Annotated in this window: 20 protein-coding genes and 1 tRNA gene; 13 read left to right on the top strand and 8 right to left on the bottom strand. The window is 69.9% G+C overall.

Annotated elements, in window-relative coordinates; genetic code table 11:
* Nucleotides 1–5 precede the first annotated feature (5 nt).
* The 5 genes from tolQ to pal all read left to right on the top strand — a co-directional run bounded on the left by tolQ (nt 6) and on the right by pal (nt 4366).
* Nucleotides 6–728 carry a protein TolQ gene (tolQ, locus tag AC1DVI_RS20105; RefSeq protein WP_476959483.1) on the top strand — a complete coding sequence of 241 codons (723 nt, stop codon included), beginning with the start codon at nt 6–8 and terminating at the stop codon, nt 726–728.
* A 1-nt stretch (nt 729) separates the two neighbouring features.
* A complete protein-coding gene (tolR, locus tag AC1DVI_RS20100; RefSeq protein ID WP_014240514.1) occupies nt 730–1212 on the top strand; it encodes a protein TolR in 483 nt (160 codons plus the stop codon).
* A 28-nt stretch (nt 1213–1240) separates the two neighbouring features.
* A complete protein-coding gene (locus AC1DVI_RS20095; protein ID WP_476959482.1) occupies nt 1241–2386 on the top strand; it encodes a hypothetical protein in 1146 nt (381 codons plus the stop codon).
* Nucleotides 2387–2388: 2 nt separating this feature from the next.
* Complete coding sequence (gene tolB / locus AC1DVI_RS20090) at nt 2389–3741, top strand: Tol-Pal system beta propeller repeat protein TolB (RefSeq protein WP_149163365.1); 1353 nt, start codon at nt 2389–2391, stop codon at nt 3739–3741.
* Between the two features lie 148 nt (nt 3742–3889).
* Nucleotides 3890–4366, top strand: a complete 477-nt coding sequence (pal, locus tag AC1DVI_RS20085; protein WP_149163366.1) for a peptidoglycan-associated lipoprotein Pal — start codon at nt 3890–3892, stop codon at nt 4364–4366.
* A 181-nt stretch (nt 4367–4547) separates the two neighbouring features.
* Here pal and AC1DVI_RS20080 read toward each other — a convergent pair.
* From AC1DVI_RS20080 to AC1DVI_RS20055, 6 genes are all read right to left on the bottom strand, one after another.
* A tRNA-Thr gene (locus AC1DVI_RS20080) sits at nt 4548–4622 on the bottom strand.
* A gap of 162 nt (nt 4623–4784) precedes the next feature.
* On the bottom strand, nt 4785–6770 hold the full coding sequence (locus AC1DVI_RS20075) for a polysaccharide biosynthesis protein (protein ID WP_476959481.1): 1986 nt from the start codon (nt 6768–6770) through the stop codon (nt 4785–4787).
* 71 nt (nt 6771–6841) lie between these two features.
* Nucleotides 6842–7795: an NAD-dependent epimerase/dehydratase family protein gene (locus tag AC1DVI_RS20070; RefSeq protein ID WP_476959480.1), complete on the bottom strand. Its 954-nt coding sequence runs from the start codon at nt 7793–7795 to the stop codon at nt 6842–6844.
* Complete coding sequence (locus AC1DVI_RS20065) at nt 7795–8808, bottom strand: MraY family glycosyltransferase (protein WP_476959479.1); 1014 nt, start codon at nt 8806–8808, stop codon at nt 7795–7797. The genes AC1DVI_RS20070 and AC1DVI_RS20065 overlap by 1 nt, the downstream gene beginning before the upstream one ends.
* Entirely contained in the window at nt 8805–9995 is a 1191-nt protein-coding gene (locus tag AC1DVI_RS20060; RefSeq protein WP_476959478.1) for a glycosyltransferase family 4 protein, read from the bottom strand. The genes AC1DVI_RS20065 and AC1DVI_RS20060 overlap by 4 nt, the downstream gene beginning before the upstream one ends.
* 10 nt (nt 9996–10005) lie before the next feature.
* Nucleotides 10006–10989: an SDR family NAD(P)-dependent oxidoreductase gene (locus AC1DVI_RS20055; RefSeq protein ID WP_476959477.1), complete on the bottom strand. Its 984-nt coding sequence runs from the start codon at nt 10987–10989 to the stop codon at nt 10006–10008.
* Between the two features lie 196 nt (nt 10990–11185).
* Here AC1DVI_RS20055 and AC1DVI_RS20050 point away from each other — a divergent pair, with 196 nt between their 5' ends.
* The 4 genes from AC1DVI_RS20050 (at nt 11186) to AC1DVI_RS20035 (ending at nt 14686) form a co-directional block, all read left to right on the top strand.
* Nucleotides 11186–11524, top strand: coding sequence for a hypothetical protein (locus AC1DVI_RS20050; protein WP_149163371.1), 339 nt, complete (start codon nt 11186–11188; stop codon nt 11522–11524).
* 17 nt (nt 11525–11541) lie between these two features.
* Nucleotides 11542–13509 carry an asparagine synthase (glutamine-hydrolyzing) gene (gene asnB, locus AC1DVI_RS20045; RefSeq protein WP_476959476.1) on the top strand — a complete coding sequence of 656 codons (1968 nt, stop codon included), beginning with the start codon at nt 11542–11544 and terminating at the stop codon, nt 13507–13509.
* Nucleotides 13506–13664, top strand: coding sequence for a hypothetical protein (locus AC1DVI_RS20040; RefSeq protein WP_170295713.1), 159 nt, complete (start codon nt 13506–13508; stop codon nt 13662–13664). Before asnB ends, AC1DVI_RS20040 begins: the two co-directional genes overlap by 4 nt.
* Before the next feature lie 92 nt (nt 13665–13756).
* A complete protein-coding gene (locus AC1DVI_RS20035; protein ID WP_476959475.1) occupies nt 13757–14686 on the top strand; it encodes a DMT family transporter in 930 nt (309 codons plus the stop codon).
* Here AC1DVI_RS20035 and AC1DVI_RS20030 read toward each other — a convergent pair.
* Nucleotides 14655–15122, bottom strand: a complete 468-nt coding sequence (locus AC1DVI_RS20030) for a GNAT family N-acetyltransferase (RefSeq protein WP_476959474.1) — start codon at nt 15120–15122, stop codon at nt 14655–14657. The two genes, AC1DVI_RS20035 and AC1DVI_RS20030, sit on opposite strands and share 32 nt — an antisense overlap.
* Nucleotides 15123–15353: 231 nt before the next feature.
* On the opposite strand from AC1DVI_RS20030, the gene murA reads away from it, so the two are divergent.
* The 4 genes from murA to AC1DVI_RS20010 all read left to right on the top strand — a co-directional run bounded on the left by murA (nt 15354) and on the right by AC1DVI_RS20010 (nt 18722).
* On the top strand, nt 15354–16658 hold the full coding sequence (murA, locus tag AC1DVI_RS20025) for a UDP-N-acetylglucosamine 1-carboxyvinyltransferase (RefSeq protein ID WP_476959473.1): 1305 nt from the start codon (nt 15354–15356) through the stop codon (nt 16656–16658).
* A gap of 38 nt (nt 16659–16696) precedes the next feature.
* Nucleotides 16697–17161 (top strand): DUF2948 family protein, encoded by a 465-nt coding sequence (locus tag AC1DVI_RS20020; RefSeq protein ID WP_476959472.1) that lies wholly within the window; start codon nt 16697–16699, stop codon nt 17159–17161.
* A gap of 13 nt (nt 17162–17174) precedes the next feature.
* Nucleotides 17175–17594 (top strand): OsmC family protein, encoded by a 420-nt coding sequence (locus AC1DVI_RS20015; protein ID WP_149163376.1) that lies wholly within the window; start codon nt 17175–17177, stop codon nt 17592–17594.
* A 96-nt stretch (nt 17595–17690) separates the two neighbouring features.
* Nucleotides 17691–18722 carry an SDR family oxidoreductase gene (locus AC1DVI_RS20010; protein WP_476959471.1) on the top strand — a complete coding sequence of 344 codons (1032 nt, stop codon included), beginning with the start codon at nt 17691–17693 and terminating at the stop codon, nt 18720–18722.
* Between the two features lie 21 nt (nt 18723–18743).
* Here the strand turns inward: AC1DVI_RS20010 and sugE are convergent, their stop codons facing one another.
* Entirely contained in the window at nt 18744–19061 is a 318-nt protein-coding gene (sugE, locus tag AC1DVI_RS20005) for a quaternary ammonium compound efflux SMR transporter SugE (RefSeq protein WP_109069639.1), read from the bottom strand.
* Nucleotides 19062–19094 lie beyond the last annotated feature (33 nt).

Here is a 19094-nt window from a genome sequence, read left to right as displayed (position 1 = left end):
CTGCGATGGATCTGAATTCCGCCCAGGTGGCCGGGGCCGCGGCGAAGGCCCACGACATCACGATGTGGGGCCTGTTCTGGCAGGCCGACCTGATCGTCAAGGTCGTGATGCTGATGCTGCTGGTTGCCTCGGTGTGGTGCTGGGCCATCATCATCGAGAAGCTGATGCGCATCCGCCGCCTGAACGCGCAGGCGGACGCCTTCGAGGAGAGCTTCTGGTCGGGCGGTTCGCTGGACGCCCTGTACGACCGCATCGGCCAGAACCCGACCGATCCGATGTCGGCCACCTTCGCCGCCGGCATGCGCGAATGGCGCCACGCCGCCGACCGCGGCATCGGTTCCATGAAGGGCTCGCTGCAGCAGCGGGTGGAGCGCGTCATGTCGGTGACCATCGGGCGCGAGATGCTGCGCGCCGAGCGCTACATGACCTTCCTGGCGTCGGTCGGTTCGACGGCCCCCTTCATCGGTCTGTTCGGCACGGTGTGGGGCATCATGAACTCCTTCACCTCCATCGCCGCGTCGGGCAACACCAGCCTCGCCGTCGTCGCCCCCGGCATCGCCGAGGCGCTGTTCGCCACGGCGCTGGGTCTCGTGGCCGCCATTCCCGCCGTGATCTCGTACAACAAGTTCACCACCGACCTCGGCCGCTACGCCGACCGGCTGGAGACCTTCTCGGGCGAGTTCTCGGCGATTCTGTCGCGCCACCTCGAGGAGCGGGGAGCCGCCTGACATGGGAGCCCAGCTCGCAGGAAAGGGCGGCCACGGTCGGGGCCGCCGCCGCGGATACCGCGCGATGGCCGACATCAACATGACGCCCTTCATCGACGTCATGCTGGTGCTGCTGATCGTCTTCATGGTCGCCGCACCGCTGCTGACCGTCGGCGTGCCGGTCGATCTGCCGAAGACCAACGCCGCTCCGCTGGAGGCGCAGAAGGACCCGCTGTTCGTGACCGTCCAGTCCGACGGCCGGGTCTATGTGCAGGAAACGGCGGTGGAGACGGCCAACATGGTGCCGCTGCTGATCGCCGTGACCAACAACAACCCAGACGCCCGCATCCTGGTGCGCGGCGACGCGAAGATCGCCTACGGCAAGATGCTGGAGGTGATGGGCACCATGAGCGCCGCCGGCTTCAAGAAGGTCGGGCTGGTCGCCGAGATGCCCAGCGGGCCGGGCGCCACCGGGCCGCGCGTCGGCGGCTCGGCGCAGCGCTGAGACGCCACGGCGAGTTGAAGGCTGACCCATGCGCAAACCCCTGATCGCCTCGGCAACGCTGCACGTCGCGCTGGTCGCGCTGTTCGTGCTCGGCATGCCGCCCAGCGATCGCAAGCTGGACATCCCCGAGTCCATCCCGATCGAGATCGTGGACATGGGCGAGGTGACCCAGGCCGCGCGCGTCGACAAGGGCGAGCCCAAACCGTCGGCGCCCAAGCCGCCGGTCCCCGAGGCCAAGCCGAGTCCGCCGGCTCCCGCGCCGCCGGAACCGGCCAGCGAGCCCCCGCCCCCGCCGCCGCCCCGGCCCGAGCCGAAGGTTCCGGAGCCGCCCAAGGTCGCCCAGGTGACGCCGCCCCCGGCGCGCGAACCGCCGCCGCCGCCCAAGCCGGCGCCACCCCCGCCGCCGCCCGATCCGGAGCCGGCGCCGGTGGTCAAGCCGCCCGAGCCCAAGCCGGAACCGAAGCCGCAGCCTCCGAAGCCGGAGCCGCCCAAACCGGAACCGCCGAAGCCTGAGCCTCCCAAGCCCGAGCCCCCGAAGCCGGAGCCGAAGAAGCCCGAGCCGCCGAAGCCGGAACCGGCCAAACCGGAACCGCCCAAGCCCGAGCCCAAGAAGCCCGAGCCGGCCAAGCCGGAACCGCCGAAGGCCGAACCGAAGAAGCCGGAAAAGCCGCCGGAGAAGACCGACGCGCTGGCCGACCTTCTGAAGAACGTTCAGAAGAACGCCCCGGCCAAACCGGCGGCTTCGGAGAGCAAGGCCGACGCCAAGCCGACCCAGAACGCCGCCGCATCGGCGGCGCCCTCGGGAGCCGCCAAGGCGGTGAACGGTCCGGACAAGCCGTTCAAGCCGTCCGGGCGCGCCATCGACGGCATCCGCGGGGCGGTGAGCAAGAACTGGAACTTCGACCCGGGCCGCAAGGACGCCGGGAACATGCAGGTGGAGATCATCGTTGAGCTGGGCCGCGACGGTTCGGTCCTCAACGCGACGATCAACGAGAGGTACCGCTCCCGCTACATGTCGGACGCGGCCTTCCGGGCATCGGCCGACGCCGCGCTGCGCGCGGTGAAGCGGGCCAGCCCCCTGCCCATCAGCGAGTTCTCCGGCGACTTCACGCCCGCCCGGTATGAAGAGTGGCGTTACTTCGTGTTCAATTTCGACCCGAGGGACATGTTCTGACCATGACGAAGAAGACGAGGCTTCTGCTGAAGGCCGCCGGTTGCGCCGGCGCCCTGCTGCTCGCCCTCGGCGTCGCGGCGCCCGCCCCGGCCCGCGCCGAGGTGCGAATTGACATCACCAAGGGCGTGGTCGAGCCGCTGCCGATCGCCATCACCAGCTTCGCCGGTGCCGGCGGGCGCGAGGCGCAGGTCGGCTCGGACATCTCCAAGGTGGTCGCCGCCGATCTGGAGCGGTCGGGCCTGTTCCGTCCGCTCGACCCCAAGGGCTTCCTGCAGACCCCGGACCAGCTCCGCTCCGGCGAGCCGCGCTATCAGGACTGGCGCGCCGTCGGCGCCCAGGCGCTGGTCGCCGGCAACACCACCGCCATGGGCGACGGCCGCATGAAGGTCGACTTCCGCCTGTGGGACGTCGCCGCCGGCCAGTACATGCAGGGGCTGAGCTACACCGCGACCGCCGACAGCTGGCGCCGCATCGCCCACATCGTCGCCGACGCCATCTACAAGCGGCTGACCGGCGAGGAGGGCTATTTCGACACGCGCATCGTCTATGTGGCCGAATCCGGTCCGGCCAACGCGCGCAAGAAGCAGCTCGCCATCATGGATCAGGACGGTGAGAACCACCAGTTCCTGACCGACGGCAAGAACCTCGTCCTGACGCCGCGCTTCTCGCCGGCGACCCAGGAAATCACGTACATGTCGTACTTCAACAAGAAGCCGCGCGTGTACCTGTTCAACATCGACAGCGGCCGCCAGGAAGTCCTCGGCGACTTCGTCGGCATGACCTTCGCCCCGCGCTTCTCGCCGGACGGCAACAAGGTCATCATGAGCATGGCGCAGAACGGCAACACCGACATCTACGCCCTGGATCTGCGCACCCGCCGCCAGACCCAGCTCACCGATTCGCCGGGCATCGACACCGGCCCCAGCTATTCGCCGGACGGCCAGCGCATCGTCTTCGAGTCGGACCGCGGCGGCAGCCAGCAGCTCTACATCATGGGCGCGGACGGTTCGGGGCAGAAGCGCCTGACCTTCGGCGAGGGCCGCTACGGCACGCCGGTGTGGTCGCCGCGCGGCGATCTGATCGCCTTCACCCGCCAGCGCGGCAGCAACTTCGCGCTCGGCGTGATCCGTCCGGACGGCACCGGCGAGCGCATCCTGACCGAGTCGTTCCACGTCGAAGGCCCGACCTGGGCGCCGAACGGCCGCGTACTGAGCTTCTTCCGCGACGTTCCGGCCGGCGACGGCCGCGGGCGAAGCGCGAAGCTCTACACGATTGATGTGACGGGCGCAAACGAACGCCGTGTGATCACTCCGCTCGACGGCTCCGATCCCGCATGGTCGCCCTTGATTCCCTAGTGGAGTAGCCCTATTTTGCGCGCGCAAGAACGACGCTCAAGACGAAGGCCGGAGGTCGGTACTTCCGTCGGGGTCTGGCGGAAGTCGGCGGCGTTCTTCCTTCACAATCCGGTCAAAACATCTCGTGTCGCTTAGGGGGTCATTTAACATGCGTATCAAGTATCTGAGCCTGATCGCCGCCGTCGCTCTGGTTGCCGCTTGCGAAACCGCTCCGAAGGATGCCGGCAACGCCAACGCCACTGGCGCCGCCACGTCCAGCCAGATCCGCCCGGGCTCGCAGGAAGACCTGGTCGTCAACGTCGGCGACCGCGTGTTCTTCGGTCTCGACCGCTACGACCTGGCTCCGGAGGCTCGCGCCACCCTGGACCGTCAGGCGTCCTGGCTGAAGCAGTACCCGAACGTCACCGTGACCGTCGAAGGTCACGCCGACGAGCGCGGCACCCGCGAGTACAACCTCGCCCTGGGCGAGCGCCGCGCCAACTCGGTGAAGAACTACCTCGTCGCCGGCGGCATCAATGCCTCGCGCGTCAAGGTCATCTCCTACGGCAAGGAGAAGCCGGCGGTCCTCGGCTCGAACGAGGCCTCCTGGGCGCAGAACCGCCGTGGCGTGACCGTCGTCGACTAACGACGGCGCCCCCGGGTTCCAAGAGAAACGCCGCTCCGGAGCGATCCGGGGCGGCGTTTCTCTTTGAGGTGTTGGGGACGGCCGGGCTGTTTCGTCGTGGCGGACGCAGAACGCAAAAAGCCACGCAAGCCGGCCAACGGCTGCGCTTCAGCATTCTCAAAGAAAAAACGAAGGGGGAGGATGGTGCTGCCAGAGAGGATTGAACTCTCGACCTCTCCCTTACCAAGGGAGTGCTCTACCACTGAGCTACGGCAGCGCCGGGACGGTGTCGCTGGCCGGGAAGAACTTGCGGCCAACCGTCGAAGTGGCGCGGGTTATGCCACAGGCTTTGCTCCGATGCAAGCGGTGAAGTGCCTTTTCAGCAAAGAAAAATAGGCGGGAAAATCCCCGCCCATGGTCACGTCCGCTTCCCCGTCGCTCAGTCGGAACCGCCCTGGTTCAGCGCCCCGGCCTCGCCGCCCGCCGCGGCGTTGCCGAAGGCGCTCGGCGGCGGCAGGACGGCCTCCGCGCGGAAATCGGGGACGATGTTGGACAGGATCGTCATCACCCGCTCCGCATCCCCAGCCCGCGCGGCCGATTCAAGCTCGCCCAGCGCGCGGTTGATGAGGGCGTAGTCGATCACGCGGGGGGAGGCGAGGAACACGCCGTCGGCCTCCGTGCGCGTCGGAGCCTCCGTCGAGGTCAGGATCTCCTCGAACAGCTTCTCGCCGGGGCGCAGGCCGGTGAACTCGATCTTGATGTCGTGGCCGGGCCGGTAACCGGCCAGCCGGATCATCTGCCGCGCAAGGTCGACGATCTTCACCGGCTCACCCATGTCGAGAACCAGCACCTTGCCGCGCTCCTCCACACGGGCCACGCCGTGGGCCGATGCCTGGAGCACCAGCTCGACCGCCTCACGCACCGTCATGAAGTAGCGGCGCATGTCGGGATGGGTGACGGTCAGCGGGCCGCCCTTGGCGAGTTGGCGGGTGAACAGCGGCACCACCGACCCGCTGGAGCCCAGCACGTTGCCGAAGCGGACCGTCATGTAGCGGGTCGCCGTCTCACTGCCGTCGCGCGGCGGCAGCATGTCGAGCGCCTGGCAATAGCACTCGGCGAAGCGCTTGGTGGCGCCCATCACGCTGGTCGGGCGGATCGCCTTGTCGGTGGACACCAGAACCATCGCCTGACAGCCACCCGCCCGCGCCGCGTCGGCGACGTTGCGGGTGCCGATGACGTTGGTCAGGGCGCCTTCCGCCGGGTTGGCCTCCACCAGCGGCACATGCTTCAGCGCCGCGGCGTGGAAGACCATGTGCGGGCGCTGCGTTTGGAACAGGCGGAAGATGCGGTCGCGGTCGCGCACATCGGCGATCACCGCCTGGAGCGCCAGGGCGGGGAAGCGCTCCCGCACCTCCATCTCGATGCTGTAGAGGTTGAATTCCCCGGCATCGACGAGGGTCAGCGTCTCCGGCTGGAGGGCGGCGATTTGGCGGACCAATTCGCTGCCGATGGTGCCGCCCGCTCCGGTGACGACGACGCGCCGCCCGGTGACGAGGCTGGCGATGGCGCCGCGATCCAGCACCGCCTGGGGGCGGCCCAGAAGATCCTCCAGCGCGATCGGGCGCACCTCGATCTTGCCTTCGCCCAGCGCCGACTTGAACTCGGTCAGGCTGGGCAGGCGGGCCATGGACAGGCCGAGCGATTCCGCCTGCTCCAGCAGGTCGCGCAGCACGGTGCCGGTCACGTCGGCCTGACCCTTGGCGACGATCAGGCGCTGCGGACGGTCGCCGCGCTGCGCCAGATCCTCGACCACGCGGGGCAGGTCGTCCGGGCCGCCGAGGACGGGCACGCCGCGGATGGCGTGGCCGATGCGCCGGTTCTTGTCGTCCAACAGGCCGACCACGCGGTAGGCGGCGCCGGCGTTCTGGTCCAGCGAGCGGATGAACAGCTCCGCCGCGTCGCTGACGCCAAGCAGGAGCACCGGGATGCGCGGCACACCCCCCGCTTCCCGATCGTGAAGGCCGAGACGGCGGTCTTTCAAAAGGCGGTAGGCGAAGCGCGGCCCGCCCAACAGAACGAGCTGCACGAACCACAGGATCACCGGCAGGGACCGTGGCAGGGACTCCAGCCGGGTCAGCAGGAACATGACCGCCAGAAAGCAGAGCACGACCGTCGTGACCGCGCGCAGGAGCTGCGCCAGATCGGGGACGGAGGCGTAGCGCCAGATGCCGCGGTACAGCCCGGAGAAACGGAACACCACCGCCGCGATCAGCACCAGGATGGGCAATCCCGTCAGCAGCGGGTCTCTGTATTCCTGGAACGCCTGCTCGCCCACGCGCAGATACAGAGCCACGACCAGGGCGGCGGCCGTCATCGTCAGATCATGCAGGTAGACGAGGGACGCCCGCGGAGACGGGATACGCATGCGCTTTACCTTAGACTATCGCTTCGCCGGAGCCGTTCCCTTTCGGGAAATCCCAGGCCCATCCTGGCCGTTCAGCCGCGCACAGCTTTGAACCATTCGGCGGTCAGGCGCAAGCCGTACGCGGGGTAGCAGGGCGGGCGCCAGTTCAGCGCGCGGCGGATGGCGCCGTCGTCGATCACCAGCGAGCCGGCGACGCGGTCCAGCATGGCCTCCCGCCGGGCCAGCCGCGCGGCGAGCGCCAGCAGGGACGGCGGCACGGGCAGAAGGCGCGCGGGCTTGCCCAGCGCCTCCGCGATGGCGCGCACCAGCTCCGGGGTGGACATGGGGCGTCCGTCATGGACCAGGAACCGGCCGCCGGCCGCCTGCGGGTGGGTCAGGCACTCCTGGATGGCGTCGGCGAGATTGCCCACGAAGATCAGGCTGCGCCGGTTTTCCAGGGCGCCCAGCGGCAAGGGGATGCCGCGGTCCACCGCCTGCATCAGCCGCAGGAAGTTGCCGCCCACGCCGGGGCCGTAGACCAGCGGCGGGCGGATCACCACGGCTTCCAACCCGGTGCGGGCCGAGATCTCCGCCAGCGCCCGTTCGGCCTCCAGCTTGGAGATGCCGTAGGGGGAGTGCGGATCGGGCTCCGTCTCCTCGCTCAGTTCCTCCGGCCGGCTCTCGTCGGCCAGCGCCTTGACGCTGCTGAGATAGACCATGCGCTTGACGCCCGCCGCCGCGGCGGCCTCGGCCAGCACGCGGGTGCCGGCGGTGTTGACGCGGCGGAAGGCGGCCAGCGGATCGGACTCGCGGTCGCGCATGACATGGACGCGGGCGGCCAGATGGACCACCGCGTCCATGCCCTGAAGGGCGTTACCCCAGGCGGTGGCGGGGCCGATATCGGTAATGGTGACGGTATCCGCTGCCTGTGGAACCGCGACGTCAGGGCGGCGCACCACGGCGCGCACGCTGTGCCCGCGTTCCACCAGCAGGGGAATGACCGTCCGCGCGACGAAACCGGTGCCCCCGGTGACCAGGACGCGCATCACGCCGCCGCCCGCACAGGCCGCGCCAGCAGGGCCAGCAGCAGCACGACCGCAGCCCCCCCCGCCGGCAGCACCGCCCAGCCGTGCGCCAGAGACGCCACGGCCAGCAGCAGCAGCACGGCGTTCAGCGCCAGGACCAGCCGAACCACCTGGGCGTGGTTGCGCCCGCGCTGGATGGCTTTCTGATAGAAATGCTCGCGGTGGGCCTGCCAGACCTTCTTGCCCTCGGCCAGACGGCGCAGCAAGGTGACGGTGGCGTCGGCCAGGAAATAGGCGGGGATGAGCAACGCCGCCACCCACGGCCCCGATGCCGCCAGGGCCAGCAGCAGCCAGCCCAGCGTGAAGCCCAGCGGCACGCTGCCGACGTCGCCCATGAAGAGCTTGGCGGGGTGCCAGTTCCACACCAGGAAGCCCAGCGCCGCCCCCGCCGCGGCCAGCCCATAGAGCGCCAGCGCCGGGTCGAGCGCGCCGAGCGCCGCAACCAGCGCCAGCCCGGCGCCGATGGACGCCGCCTCGCTGCCGGCCAGACCGTCGATGCCGTCCATGAAGTTGAACAGATTCACGAACCACAGCCAGCCGACCGCGGCCACCAGCCGATCCACCCAGAAAGGCAAAAGTCCCTGGAACACCAAGCCATCGCCGGGAAGCGCGCTCAGCCCTGCGACCACCGCGGCAATCTGGGCGAGGAATCGCGGCGCCGGACCCAGCCCGCGCCGGTCGTCCATCCAGGACACCGCCATCAGCGCTACCGTTCCGGCCAGGATGGGCAGCGCCCGCAGCGGATGGTCCGCCGTCATCGCGATGAGCGTCCAGACGGGCAGCAGCGTCAGCATGACGCCCCAGCCGCCGCCGCGCGGCGTCGGAATGGAATGGCTGGAGCGGTCGTTCGGGTGGTCGAGGATCGCCTTGCGCCGCAGATAGGCGAGCACGCGCCCGGTGAACAGCCAGGACAGCGCGAAGCTGCCGGCCAGGGCGAGGAACAGGGCGAGGCACAAGGCCAGGGAGCCGCTCATGAAGCCTCCGCGACCGGGGCCGTGCCGGGCTGGGTGGACGCCAGCAGCCGATGGTACAGCTCGACCGTCTTCGCGCCCACCCGGTCGGACGCCATGTCGGATTCGACCAGACGCCGGCTGGCGGCGCCGAAGCGCTGGCGCAGGGCGGCGTCGCGCACCAGGGCTTCCAGTGCGTCGGCCAGGGCTGCGGCGTTATCGGGCGGGACCAGCAGGGCGTTCTCGCCGGCGTGCGCCACCTCGCGGCAGCCCGGCACGTCGGTGGCGACGATGGCCCGCCCGCAGGCCGCGGCCTCCAGCAGGCTCTTCGGCAGCCCTTCGCGGCGGGAGGCCAGCACGGCGATGTGGCAGCGCGCCCAGATCTGCCGCACGTCGGCGCTGTGGCCGGGCAGTTCGACGCCGGGCAGGGCGGCCCAGCGGTCCAACTCGCCCTGCGTCACGGAGGTCGGGTTTTCCGGATCGGGCGTGCCGGCCAGCAGCAGCCGGACGTCCAGCCCCTTGGCCCGCAGGGTCTGCTGCGCCTCGACCAGCGGACCGACCCCCTTGTCGGCCAGCAGGCGGGCGACGCAGCCCACCGTCACCGGTGGTTCCGGCGGCTCGGGCAGCACTTGATAATGGGCGGTGTCGACGCCGGAGCCGCGGATGATCCAGGCGCGCTCGTCGGGCAGCAGCCTGGCGGCCACCAGCGTCTTCCGGTCGTCCTCGTTCTGCAGGATGGTCACGCTGTTCGGGCGCTTCAGCACGCTGCGCAGCAGCGGGCGGGCCGCGGCCCCGGCGATGCGGGACTTCAGCCCGCCGGTGCCGAGAAAGGCGGAGCCCAGCCCGGTCAGCGCGTTCACCACGGCCGGCACCCCGGCCAGCCCGGCGGCCAGCCCGCCCAGCAGAACCGGCTTCATGGCGACGTGGTGGACCAGATCCGGCGCTTCCCGCCGGTACAGCGCGGCGATCTCCGCCACGGCGGACAGGGCGCCCGCCGGGTTGATGCTGCGCCGCTGCCAGGACAGGGGAAGCACGCGGAAACCCTCCGCCTCGATGCGGGGGCCGTGCTTGTCGACACGGGTGGCGACGGCGACCTCGAACCCGGCCTCGCGGGCGGCGCGGGCCATGGGCAGGCGGTGGGACCAGAAATACCAGTCCTCCGTCACCAGATAGATCAGCTTGCGGCCGGCGTGTGTGGGTCGGGTGCTCACGGGACGGGCCTCAGGCAATGCCGTGATAGTCCTTGTACCAAGCGATGAAGCGGGGCAGGCCGACGTCGATCGGCGTCTTCGGCTCATAGCCCAGGTCGCGGCGGCTCGCCTCGATGTCGGCGGTGGTTTCCGGCACGTCGCCCATCTGCAAGGGCTCCATGACCTTCACCGCCTCGCGGCCCAGCGATTCCTCGATGATGCCGATGAAGCGCATCAGGTCCTCGGTGCGGTTGTTGCCGAGGTTGTAGACGGTGTGCGGCGCGCCGTTGGCGTCGGGCTTGGCCGGACGGTCCAGCGTAGCCAGGACGCCCGCCGCGATGTCTTCGACAAAGGTGAAGTCGCGCTTCATCCGCCCCTCGTTGAAGACGCGGATCGGACGGCCCGCCATGATCGCGTCGGCGAACAGATAGGCGGCCATGTCCGGACGTCCCCAGGGGCCGTAGACGGTGAAGAAGCGCAGGCCCGTCGCCGGAAACTTGTAGAGGTGGCAGTAAGCGTAGGTCATCATCTCCGCCGCCTTCTTGGTGGCGGCGTAGATGGACATGGGGGAGTCGACGCGGTCCTCCACCGAGAAAGGCATCTTCTTGTTGGCGCCGTAGACGGAGGAGGTGGAGGCGTAGACGAAATGCTGCAGCTTCGGCATGCGCCGCGCCGCTTCGAGCATCGCCACCTGCCCGGTGACGTTGGCGTCCACATAGGCGTAGGGGTTCTCCAGCGAATAGCGCACCCCGGCCTGGGCGGCCAAATGCACGACGCCGGTCCCTTCCGCGAAGTCGGGGGCCAGCGCCTCGATGGCGGCGCGGTCGGACACGTCGGCCTTGACGAAGCGGAAGCCGGGGCGGGCGGCAAGGCGGGCCAGCCGCGCCTCCTTCAACGCCACGGAATAGTAGTCGTTGAGGTTGTCGATCCCCAACACCGTCTCGCCGCGATCCAGCAGGGCCGCCGCGACGTGCGAGCCGATGAAACCGGCCGCGCCGGTGACCACGATCGTCATATCCACCATCCTTGACGGGCCTGCGCCGGCCAGACGCTTGCCTTTAAAAAAGTCACGCGCGCGCGCGTCAACAGCCCGTCTTATGCCCGAGCCGATGCCCGGACGCCAGTCCGCAAAAATCGCCCGCCGCTTGACAGGCGCCGGGCGCACCCGATCTACTGCCGCAACCTTAATCACGTTGCCGAGCCGGACATCCATGCCGCCGAAGAAGAATCCCGCGAACCTCAACCCGCTGCAGCTCAAGACGCTGACCCTCCTTCAGGAACTCGCCCGTCTGGAGCAGAAGCCGGTCGAAGGCGAGGAGGGGGCCTTCCAGGTCACCAACCTGCCGCACGCCCATGGCAACCACTTCCATCTGGGCAGCGCGGTCGTCGCCTCCCGCGACGCCACCGGCCTGACCAACGAGGCCGTCTGGACCATCCTCGAACGCAAGGGCATGCTGCGCCGCGATCCCGGTTACGGGGTCGTGACCGCCGAGGGCATGGCCTACGAGACGGGTCTGCGCGACAGCATCCTGCACCGGTCCGACCACTAAGGGCGAGGGCGCGCACCGTGTGCGGCATCTGCGGCTTCCTGGCCGGCCCGGGCTCCGAGTCCGGCCTTGAGGCCACGGCGCGGCGCATGGCCGACACCATCGCCCACCGCGGTCCCGATGGGGACGGCGTGTGGGCCGATGGGGAGGCCGGGATCGCGTTCGGTCATCGGCGGCTCGCCATCGTCGAGCTGTCGCCGCTGGGCCGCCAGCCGATGGAATCGGCGGATGGGCGTTGGGTGATCGCCTACAACGGCGAGATCTACAATTTCCAGGATCTGCGGGCGGAACTCGAATCCGCCGGCCACCGGTTCCGCGGCCATTCGGACACCGAAGTGCTGCTGGAGGGCTGCGCCGTCTGGGGCGTCGAGCGCACCGTGCGCCGTCTGGTCGGGATCTTCGCCTTCGCCCTGTGGGACCGCCGCGAGCGCACGCTCCACCTCGTCCGCGACCATCTGGGGGTGAAGCCACTCTACTGGGCGCGGATGGGCGGGGCTCTGCTGTTCGGCTCCCAGCCCAAGGCGCTGCGCGCCCATCCGGCCTTCGCGGCGGAGATCGACCGCGACGCGCTGTCTGCCTATCTCCGCTTCAGTTACGTCCCGGCGCCGCACAGCATCCACCGGGGCGTCCACAAGCTGGAGCCGGGCAGCATCCTGACCGTCCGTCCGGGGCGCGAACCCGAGCGCACCGTCTATTGGGACGCCGGTGCGGCGGCACGGGCCGGCATCGCCGACCGGCTGTCGCTGTCCGACGCCGACGCGACGGACGCGCTGGAAGCGCTGCTCAAGGACGCGGTCGGGCGACAGATGATGGCCGATGTGCCGCTGGGCGCCTTCCTGTCCGGCGGGATCGACAGCTCCACCGTCGTCGCGCTGATGCAGGCGCAGAGCGCGCGGCCGGTGCGCACCTTCACCATCGGCTTTGGCGAAGACGGCTATGACGAGGCGGTGCACGCCCGCGCCGTCGCCGCCCATCTCGGCACCGAGCACACCGAGCTTCGGGTGGAGGCCAGCCACGCGCTGGAGATCATTCCGAAGCTGGCCGACTGGTACGACGAGCCCTTCGCCGACAGCTCCCAGATCCCGACGCTGCTGGTGTCGGAGATGACCCGGCGCTCCGTCACCGTGGCCCTGTCCGGCGACGGCGGGGACGAGCTGTTCGCCGGCTACAACCGCTATCTCACGGCACCCGCCTTGTGGCGGCGCATGGCCTCGCTGCCCACCGGGCTGCGGCGCGGCGCCGCCGGGCTGATCCGCGCCGTCCGACCCGCCGGCTGGGACGCGCTGGCCGCGCTGATTCCCGAGGCGCGGCGCCCGCGCCAGACCGGCGACAAGCTGCACAAGCTGGCCGGCGTGCTGGACGCCGCCGGGCCGGACGCCATCTACCGCCGTCTGGTCAGCCAATGGCAGGACCCCGACGCGCTGGTCCGCGGCGGGCGGGAACCCCATGGCCCGGCCTGGGACGACGGGCTGGCCGCGGGCATCCCGGATTTCGTCGAGCGCATGCAGCATCTCGACAGCATCACCTACCTGCCGGACGACATCCTGGCGAAGGTGGACCGCGCCAGCATGGGCGTGTCGCTGGAGGCGCGCGTGCCGCTGCTCGATCATCGGGTGGTGGAGTTCGCGTGGCGCGTGCCGCAAGCGCAGAAGCTGCGCGACGGCAAGGGCAAGTGGCTGCTGCGCCAAGTGCTCTACCGCCATGTCCCGCCGGCCCTGGTGGAGCGGCCCAAGGCCGGCTTCGCCATCCCGCTGGACGGCTGGCTGCGCGGCCCGCTGCGCGACTGGGCGGAGGATCTGCTGGACGAGGGGCGGCTGCGTCGGGAAGGCTTCCTCGACCCCGCGCCGATCCGCGCCTGCTGGGCGGAGCATCTGGCCGGGACCCGCAACAACCAGCACCGGCTCTGGAACGTGCTGATGTTCCAGGACTGGAACCGCCGCTGGGGCAGCGCCGCCGCCCCGGCTCCGCTTGCCGCGAGCGCCGCATGACGACCGACGAGACGACCAAGATTCCCGCTGCGACTCCCGCCGCCCCGCCGAAAAAGGACGACAAGCAGGACCGGCTCGCCGCCCGTCTGCGCGAGAACCTGCGCAAGCGCAAGGAGCAGGCGCGCGGGCGGGAGAAGGACGGCCAGCCGGGCTGACTGTCATTAACCGATGACGCATTTGCCGCATCGGTCCGGTTCCACTCGCACGGTATCGTTGCCGCCGATCCGGAACGGGGCAGGGCAGGGCCATGGCGGTTGAGTCGGCGCGGGCGCGCCTGTGGGGTTATGGCTGCATCGTCGCCTCCGCCCTGTTGTTCGGCATCGCCGGGACGGCGGCAAAGATGATGTTCGTCGCTTCCATGCCGCCGCTGGTCATGATCGCGGTGCGGGCCATGGTCTCTGCCGCCGTGCTGGCCGTGATCATGCTGGCGCTCGGCCGGCCGATCCGGGTGCGGCGGGCGGACCTGCCGTTCCTGGGGGAGCTGGCGGTCTGGCTGACGCTGGTCAACCTGACCTTTTTCTACGCCATCGCCCTGACCAACGTGGCGCTGGCGCTGATGCTGGAATACACCGCGCCCATGCTGATCGTGGCCGCCGGGCTGCTGCTCGGCACCCACCGGATGAACCGGGCGGTGGCGCTGATCCTGGCGGGCAACGCCGCCGGCTGCTTCCTGCTGGTCGGCGCCTACGACCCGGCCCTGTGGTCGGGCAACGCGCTGGGGGCGGCGGTGGGCATGCTCTGCGCCGTGTCCTTCGCCGCCTACAACGTCCGCTGCGCCCACGGCCACCGGCGGGGGCTGGACAGCTGGTCGATGACCTTCTGGCCCTTCTTCCTGTCGGCGCTGTTCTGGCTGCTCGCCACTCCGGCTATTGATTACGCGGCGGTCGAGGTGACCTGGGAGACGATGGGGTTCGTGCTGTTCATCGGCGTCTTCGGCACGGTGGCGCCCTACTGGCTCTATCTGGAGGGGCTGAAGACCATCGAGCCGTTCCCGGCGACGGTGATCGGCATGCTCGATCCCGTCTTCGCCGGGGTGACGGCCTTCCTTCTGCTGGGCGAAACCTTCGAGCCGCCCCAACTGGCCGGAATGGCCGTGGTCTGCGCGGTGATCGTCTTCCTGAAGCGCAACGAATCCGCCGTGCAGGCTATTCCCCGTCCCGCCGCAGAGCCTTCCTGAGCCAGATCTGCGTGTGCCCGGGCGGGTAGCCTTCCATCTCCGCCCACACCGCGTAGCCCTGCTTGCGGTAGAAGCCCGGCGCCTGGAAATCGTAGGTGTAGAGGCGCGACCAGCGGCAGCCGCGTTTCACCGCCTCCTCTTCCGCGGCGGCGAGCAGCCGGGCGCCGAGCCCGCCGCCGCGCCGGCTGTCATGGACCCACAGATAGTCCACATACAGCCACTCCCAGTTGGTGTAGCCGGTCAGCCCGGCCATCAACGCCCCGTCGGCGTCGCGGACGGTGATCATGATCTCCCGCAGGTCGTAGGGGGCGGTGAAGCGCTCGTTGAAGGCGCGCAGTTCGCCGTGGATCTGCTTCACCTCGTCCGGGTCGAGCCGCCCGGAAAGGGAGAGGGTCAGCCCGGCCACCATGCTGTCCCGGGCGCTGTCCTGTGTCACGCGGTCCGTCCTTTCAATTGCGGCGGGAGAAGGGCTTCCATGAGAAAAAGCCTCAATTCCTTCCCTTGAGCGTGCCCGCATGCTCCGCTACAACGCCTGACAGATTCAATCCCCGTAAGACCCGAGACGTCCGCCGACGATGGGCGTGTCGTGGACCCTCGGACCCGCAAGATGGCCTAATCCGCCGGGCTTCGGCCTTTTCGACAGCATCTGACCGGACAAGACAGCTTCATGGACAAGATCCGCATCCGCGGCGGCAAGCCCCTTCACGGGTCGATCACGGTCGGGGGCGCCAAGAACGCGGCGCTTCCGCTGATGACCGCGGCGCTCCTCACCGACGGGACGCTGACGCTCACCAACCTGCCGATCCTCGCGGACATCAACACGCTGTGCAACCTGCTGCTCCAGCACGGCGTCGCGATCCACATGGCCGGGGCGGGCGGGGATTGCGCCGGCCGCGTGGTGGAGTTCACCGCCCGCGACATCACCAACACCACGGCCCCCTACGACCTCGTCCGCAAGATGCGGGCGAGCGTCCTGGTGCTCGGCCCGCTGCTCGCCCGCTGCGGCGAGGCCAAGGTGTCGCTGCCCGGCGGCTGCGCCATCGGCGCGCGCCCGGTGGACCTGCACATCAAGGGCCTGGAGGCCATGGGGGCGGACATCCGCATCGAGGGCGGCTACATCGTCGCCAAGGCGCCGCCGGGCGGCCTGCGCGGTGCCGAGTATGTCTTCCCCAAGGTGTCGGTGGGCGCCACCGAGAACCTGCTGATGGCCGCCACCCTGGCCCGCGGCACCACGGTGCTGGTCAACGCCGCCCGCGAGCCGGAGGTCAGCGACCTCGCCGAATGCCTCGTCAAGATGGGCGCCAGGATCACCGGCATCGGCACCGACCGGCTGACCATCGTCGGCGTGGACCGGCTGAACGGCGCCCGCCACATGGTGGTGCCGGACCGCATCGAGACCGGCACCTACGCCATGGCGGCGGCGATGACCGGCGGCACGCTGGACATCCTGAACAGCCGTCTGGACCTGATCAAGGCGGCGGTGACGGCGCTGGTCCCGGCGGGCGTGGAGTTCACCGAGATCGAGACCAACGGCCAGACGGGCATCCGCGTGTCCCGCGCCAACGGCGAGCTGGTCGGCGTGGACGTGATGACCGAGCCCTATCCCGGCTTCCCCACCGACCTTCAGGCCCAGATGATGGCCCTGATGTGCACGGCGAGGGGTGCAGGCATGATCACCGAGACCATATTTGAGAATCGGTTCATGCACGCGCCCGAGCTGACCCGCATGGGAGCCCGCATCACGGTGCACGGTTCCTCCGCCCTCGTCCGGGGTGTGGAGCGTTTGACCGGCGCGCCCGTTATGGCGACGGATCTCCGCGCGTCGGTGTCGCTGGTCCTGGCCGGTCTTGCGGCGGAAGGGGAGACGACGGTCAACCGCGTCTATCACCTCGACCGCGGCTACGAGCGGCTGGAGGACAAGCTGGCGGCCTGCGGCGCGGACATCGAACGCATCCGGGCGGAGGACGACTGACGGCGTCCTGCGCCCGTGCCCACAGCGAAGGGAAGCCCATGACCGCCACGCCGATCCGCCTGCGCGCCCAGGATGCCGAGGATCTGAAAGTCGTCTCCGCCTGTCTGCAGGACGCCATCCTGCCGATCGGCGACATGTGCTTCCTGCCCGAAGAGGCGCGCTTCGTGCTGGTGGCCAACCGCTTCAAGTGGGAGACGGCGGACCGCCGCCGCCCCGGCCCCACCGCCGACGACGACCAGCTGAATCCCTTCGAGCGCGTCAATTGCGGCGTGCGGATCGAAGGGGTGACGGCGGTCAAGCTCCGCGGCCTCGACGTGAGGAACCGCGCGCAGATCCTGGAACTGCTCTCCGTCGAGGCGGTGGAGGGCGCCCTGGTCCTGAATTTCGCTGGCGGCGCCTGCATCCGGCTGGAAAGCCCGTCCTGGACCTGCTTCGTGGAGGATCTGGGCGAGCCCTGGCCGACCGGCTGCAAGCCCTGCCATCCATTGGAAGACGAACAATAATCGGGAGACCGCCATGAAGGCGCGGGTGAAGTGGGTTGACGGGCGGATGTTCGTCGGCGAGTCCGGCAGCGGCCATGCCGTGATCATGGACGGCGCGCCGGAGGCGGGCGGGCGCAACCTGGGCATCCGGCCCATGGAGATGCTGCTGATCGGCATGGGCGGCTGCACCGGCTTCGACGTGGTGATGATCCTGGAGAAGGGCCGTCAGGCCATCACCGACTGCGTGGCCGAGATCGAGGCCGAGCGCGCCGAGACCGACCCCAAGGTCTTCACCAGGATCCACGTCCATTTCGTGGTCACCGGGCGCGGCCTGGACCCCGCGAAGGTGGAGCGCGCCATCGCCCTGTCGGCGGAGAAATACTGCTCCGCCTCCATCATGCTGGGCGCCACCGCCGCGATCACCCACGATTTCGAGATCGTCGAGGCGCCGTAAGCGCAACGGCGGCGGAACTACGACGGCGGAACCGGCGGGCTCCGGGCGGGTTGGGACAGCGTCGATGCCCGTCCCAGCCCATGGAGCCCCGCCGCCATGCCCACCAATCCCGCTGCCGGCCGGAACCGGCCCGTCGTCGTCGTCACCGGAGCGTCCGCCGGGGTCGGGCGGGCGACGGCGCTCGCCTTCGCGCGGGAATGGGGTGCGGCGGTCGGGCTGATCGCCCGCTCCCGTGACGCGCTGAAGGAGGTGGCGGCGGAGATCGAGCGGCTCGGCGGCACGGCGCTGGTGCTGCCCGCCGACGTGGCCGATGCCGGCGCGGTGGAGGCCGCCGCGGAGCAGGCCGAGCGGGCGCTCGGTCCCATCGACGTCTGGGTCAACAACGCCATGGTGACGGTGTTCGGGCGCATCCGCGACCTGACACCCGAGGAAGTCCGGCGGGTGACCGAGGTCACCTATCTCGGCTCCGTCCACGGCACCATGGCGGCGCTGCGCCGCATGCTGCCGCGCGACCGCGGCCTGGTCCTTCAGGTCGGGTCGGCGCTGGCCTACCGCTCCATCCCGCTCCAGGCCGCCTATTGCGGGGCCAAAAGCGCCATCCGCGGCTTCATCGACAGCCTGCGCTCGGAACTGATCCACGACGGCAGCCGCGTTCGGGTGACCATGGTCCATCTGCCCGCCGTCAACACCCCGCAGTTCGACTGGGCGCGCAGCCACATGCCGCACCGGGCGAAGCCGGTCGGCGCCATCTTCGACCCGGACGACATCGGCCACGCCATCGTGCAGGCCGCGGCGGACCCGAAGCGGGAACACTGGCTGGGCTTCACCACCGCCGAGGCGATCCTCGGAACGCAGGCGCTTCCCGCCTATGCCGACTACCGGGTGGCCTTCACCGCCTTCGAGGGGCAGGAGACGGAGGAGGCGGAAGCGCCCGGCCGGCCCGACAATCTGTTCGAGCCGGTGCCCGGCCTGCACCGCACGCACGGGCGCTTCACCGGGCAGGAGGAGCGCTTGGCGCTGAGCACCACGGGAACCGCGGCGCGCGGCTTCGCCTTCCTTGCCGGTCTTGCGGTGGTTGGAGGGATCGGCTACGCCGCACGGGCGGCGCTGCGGAAGGAGCGCGCCTGACGGCGGGTCACGGACGGCACATCACGGTGTGATCAGCTTCAGCCCGAGGATGCCCGCCACGATCAGCGCGATGCAGCCGAGCCGCAGGATGTCGGCGGATTCCCCGTAGAGCCAGATGCCCAGGATGACGGTGCCGACCGTCCCGATGCCGGTCCACACGGCGTAGGCGGTGCCGAGCGGCAGCGACTTCAGCGCCATCCCCAGCAGGGCGAGGCTGATGACCATCGAGGCGACGGTCAGGGCGGTGGGAATGGGACGGGTGAAGCCCTCCGTCTGCTTCAGGCCGACGGCCCAGCCGATTTCGAAGAGGCCGGCGAAGAACAGGATGACCCAGGACACGGAACACCTCCGATGGATTGGAGGCAGGGTCGT

Source organism: Azospirillum sp. P4_B5 (assembly GCF_056402275.1).
Note: the sequence above shows the minus strand (reverse complement) of the source record. Positions and strands in the feature narration are given on the sequence as shown.

Excerpts from the sequence above, each read along its gene's own strand:
- tolQ (WP_476959483.1), top strand. The coding sequence starts at position 6 with ATGGATCTGAATTCCGCCCAGGTGGCCGGGGCCGCGGCGAAGGCCCAC.
- tolR (WP_014240514.1), top strand. The coding sequence starts at position 730 with ATGGGAGCCCAGCTCGCAGGAAAGGGCGGCCACGGTCGGGGCCGCCGC.
- AC1DVI_RS20095 (WP_476959482.1), top strand. The coding sequence starts at position 1,241 with ATGCGCAAACCCCTGATCGCCTCGGCAACGCTGCACGTCGCGCTGGTC.
- tolB (WP_149163365.1), top strand. The coding sequence starts at position 2,389 with ATGACGAAGAAGACGAGGCTTCTGCTGAAGGCCGCCGGTTGCGCCGGC.
- pal (WP_149163366.1), top strand. The coding sequence starts at position 3,890 with ATGCGTATCAAGTATCTGAGCCTGATCGCCGCCGTCGCTCTGGTTGCC.
- AC1DVI_RS20075 (WP_476959481.1), bottom strand. The coding sequence starts at position 6,770 with ATGCGTATCCCGTCTCCGCGGGCGTCCCTCGTCTACCTGCATGATCTG.
- AC1DVI_RS20070 (WP_476959480.1), bottom strand. The coding sequence starts at position 7,795 with ATGCGCGTCCTGGTCACCGGGGGCACCGGTTTCGTCGCGCGGACGGTC.
- AC1DVI_RS20065 (WP_476959479.1), bottom strand. The coding sequence starts at position 8,808 with ATGAGCGGCTCCCTGGCCTTGTGCCTCGCCCTGTTCCTCGCCCTGGCC.
- AC1DVI_RS20055 (WP_476959477.1), bottom strand. The coding sequence starts at position 10,989 with ATGACGATCGTGGTCACCGGCGCGGCCGGTTTCATCGGCTCGCACGTC.
- AC1DVI_RS20050 (WP_149163371.1), top strand. The coding sequence starts at position 11,186 with ATGCCGCCGAAGAAGAATCCCGCGAACCTCAACCCGCTGCAGCTCAAG.
- AC1DVI_RS20040 (WP_170295713.1), top strand. The coding sequence starts at position 13,506 with ATGACGACCGACGAGACGACCAAGATTCCCGCTGCGACTCCCGCCGCC.
- AC1DVI_RS20035 (WP_476959475.1), top strand. The coding sequence starts at position 13,757 with ATGGCGGTTGAGTCGGCGCGGGCGCGCCTGTGGGGTTATGGCTGCATC.
- murA (WP_476959473.1), top strand. The coding sequence starts at position 15,354 with ATGGACAAGATCCGCATCCGCGGCGGCAAGCCCCTTCACGGGTCGATC.
- AC1DVI_RS20020 (WP_476959472.1), top strand. The coding sequence starts at position 16,697 with ATGACCGCCACGCCGATCCGCCTGCGCGCCCAGGATGCCGAGGATCTG.
- AC1DVI_RS20015 (WP_149163376.1), top strand. The coding sequence starts at position 17,175 with ATGAAGGCGCGGGTGAAGTGGGTTGACGGGCGGATGTTCGTCGGCGAG.
- AC1DVI_RS20010 (WP_476959471.1), top strand. The coding sequence starts at position 17,691 with ATGCCCACCAATCCCGCTGCCGGCCGGAACCGGCCCGTCGTCGTCGTC.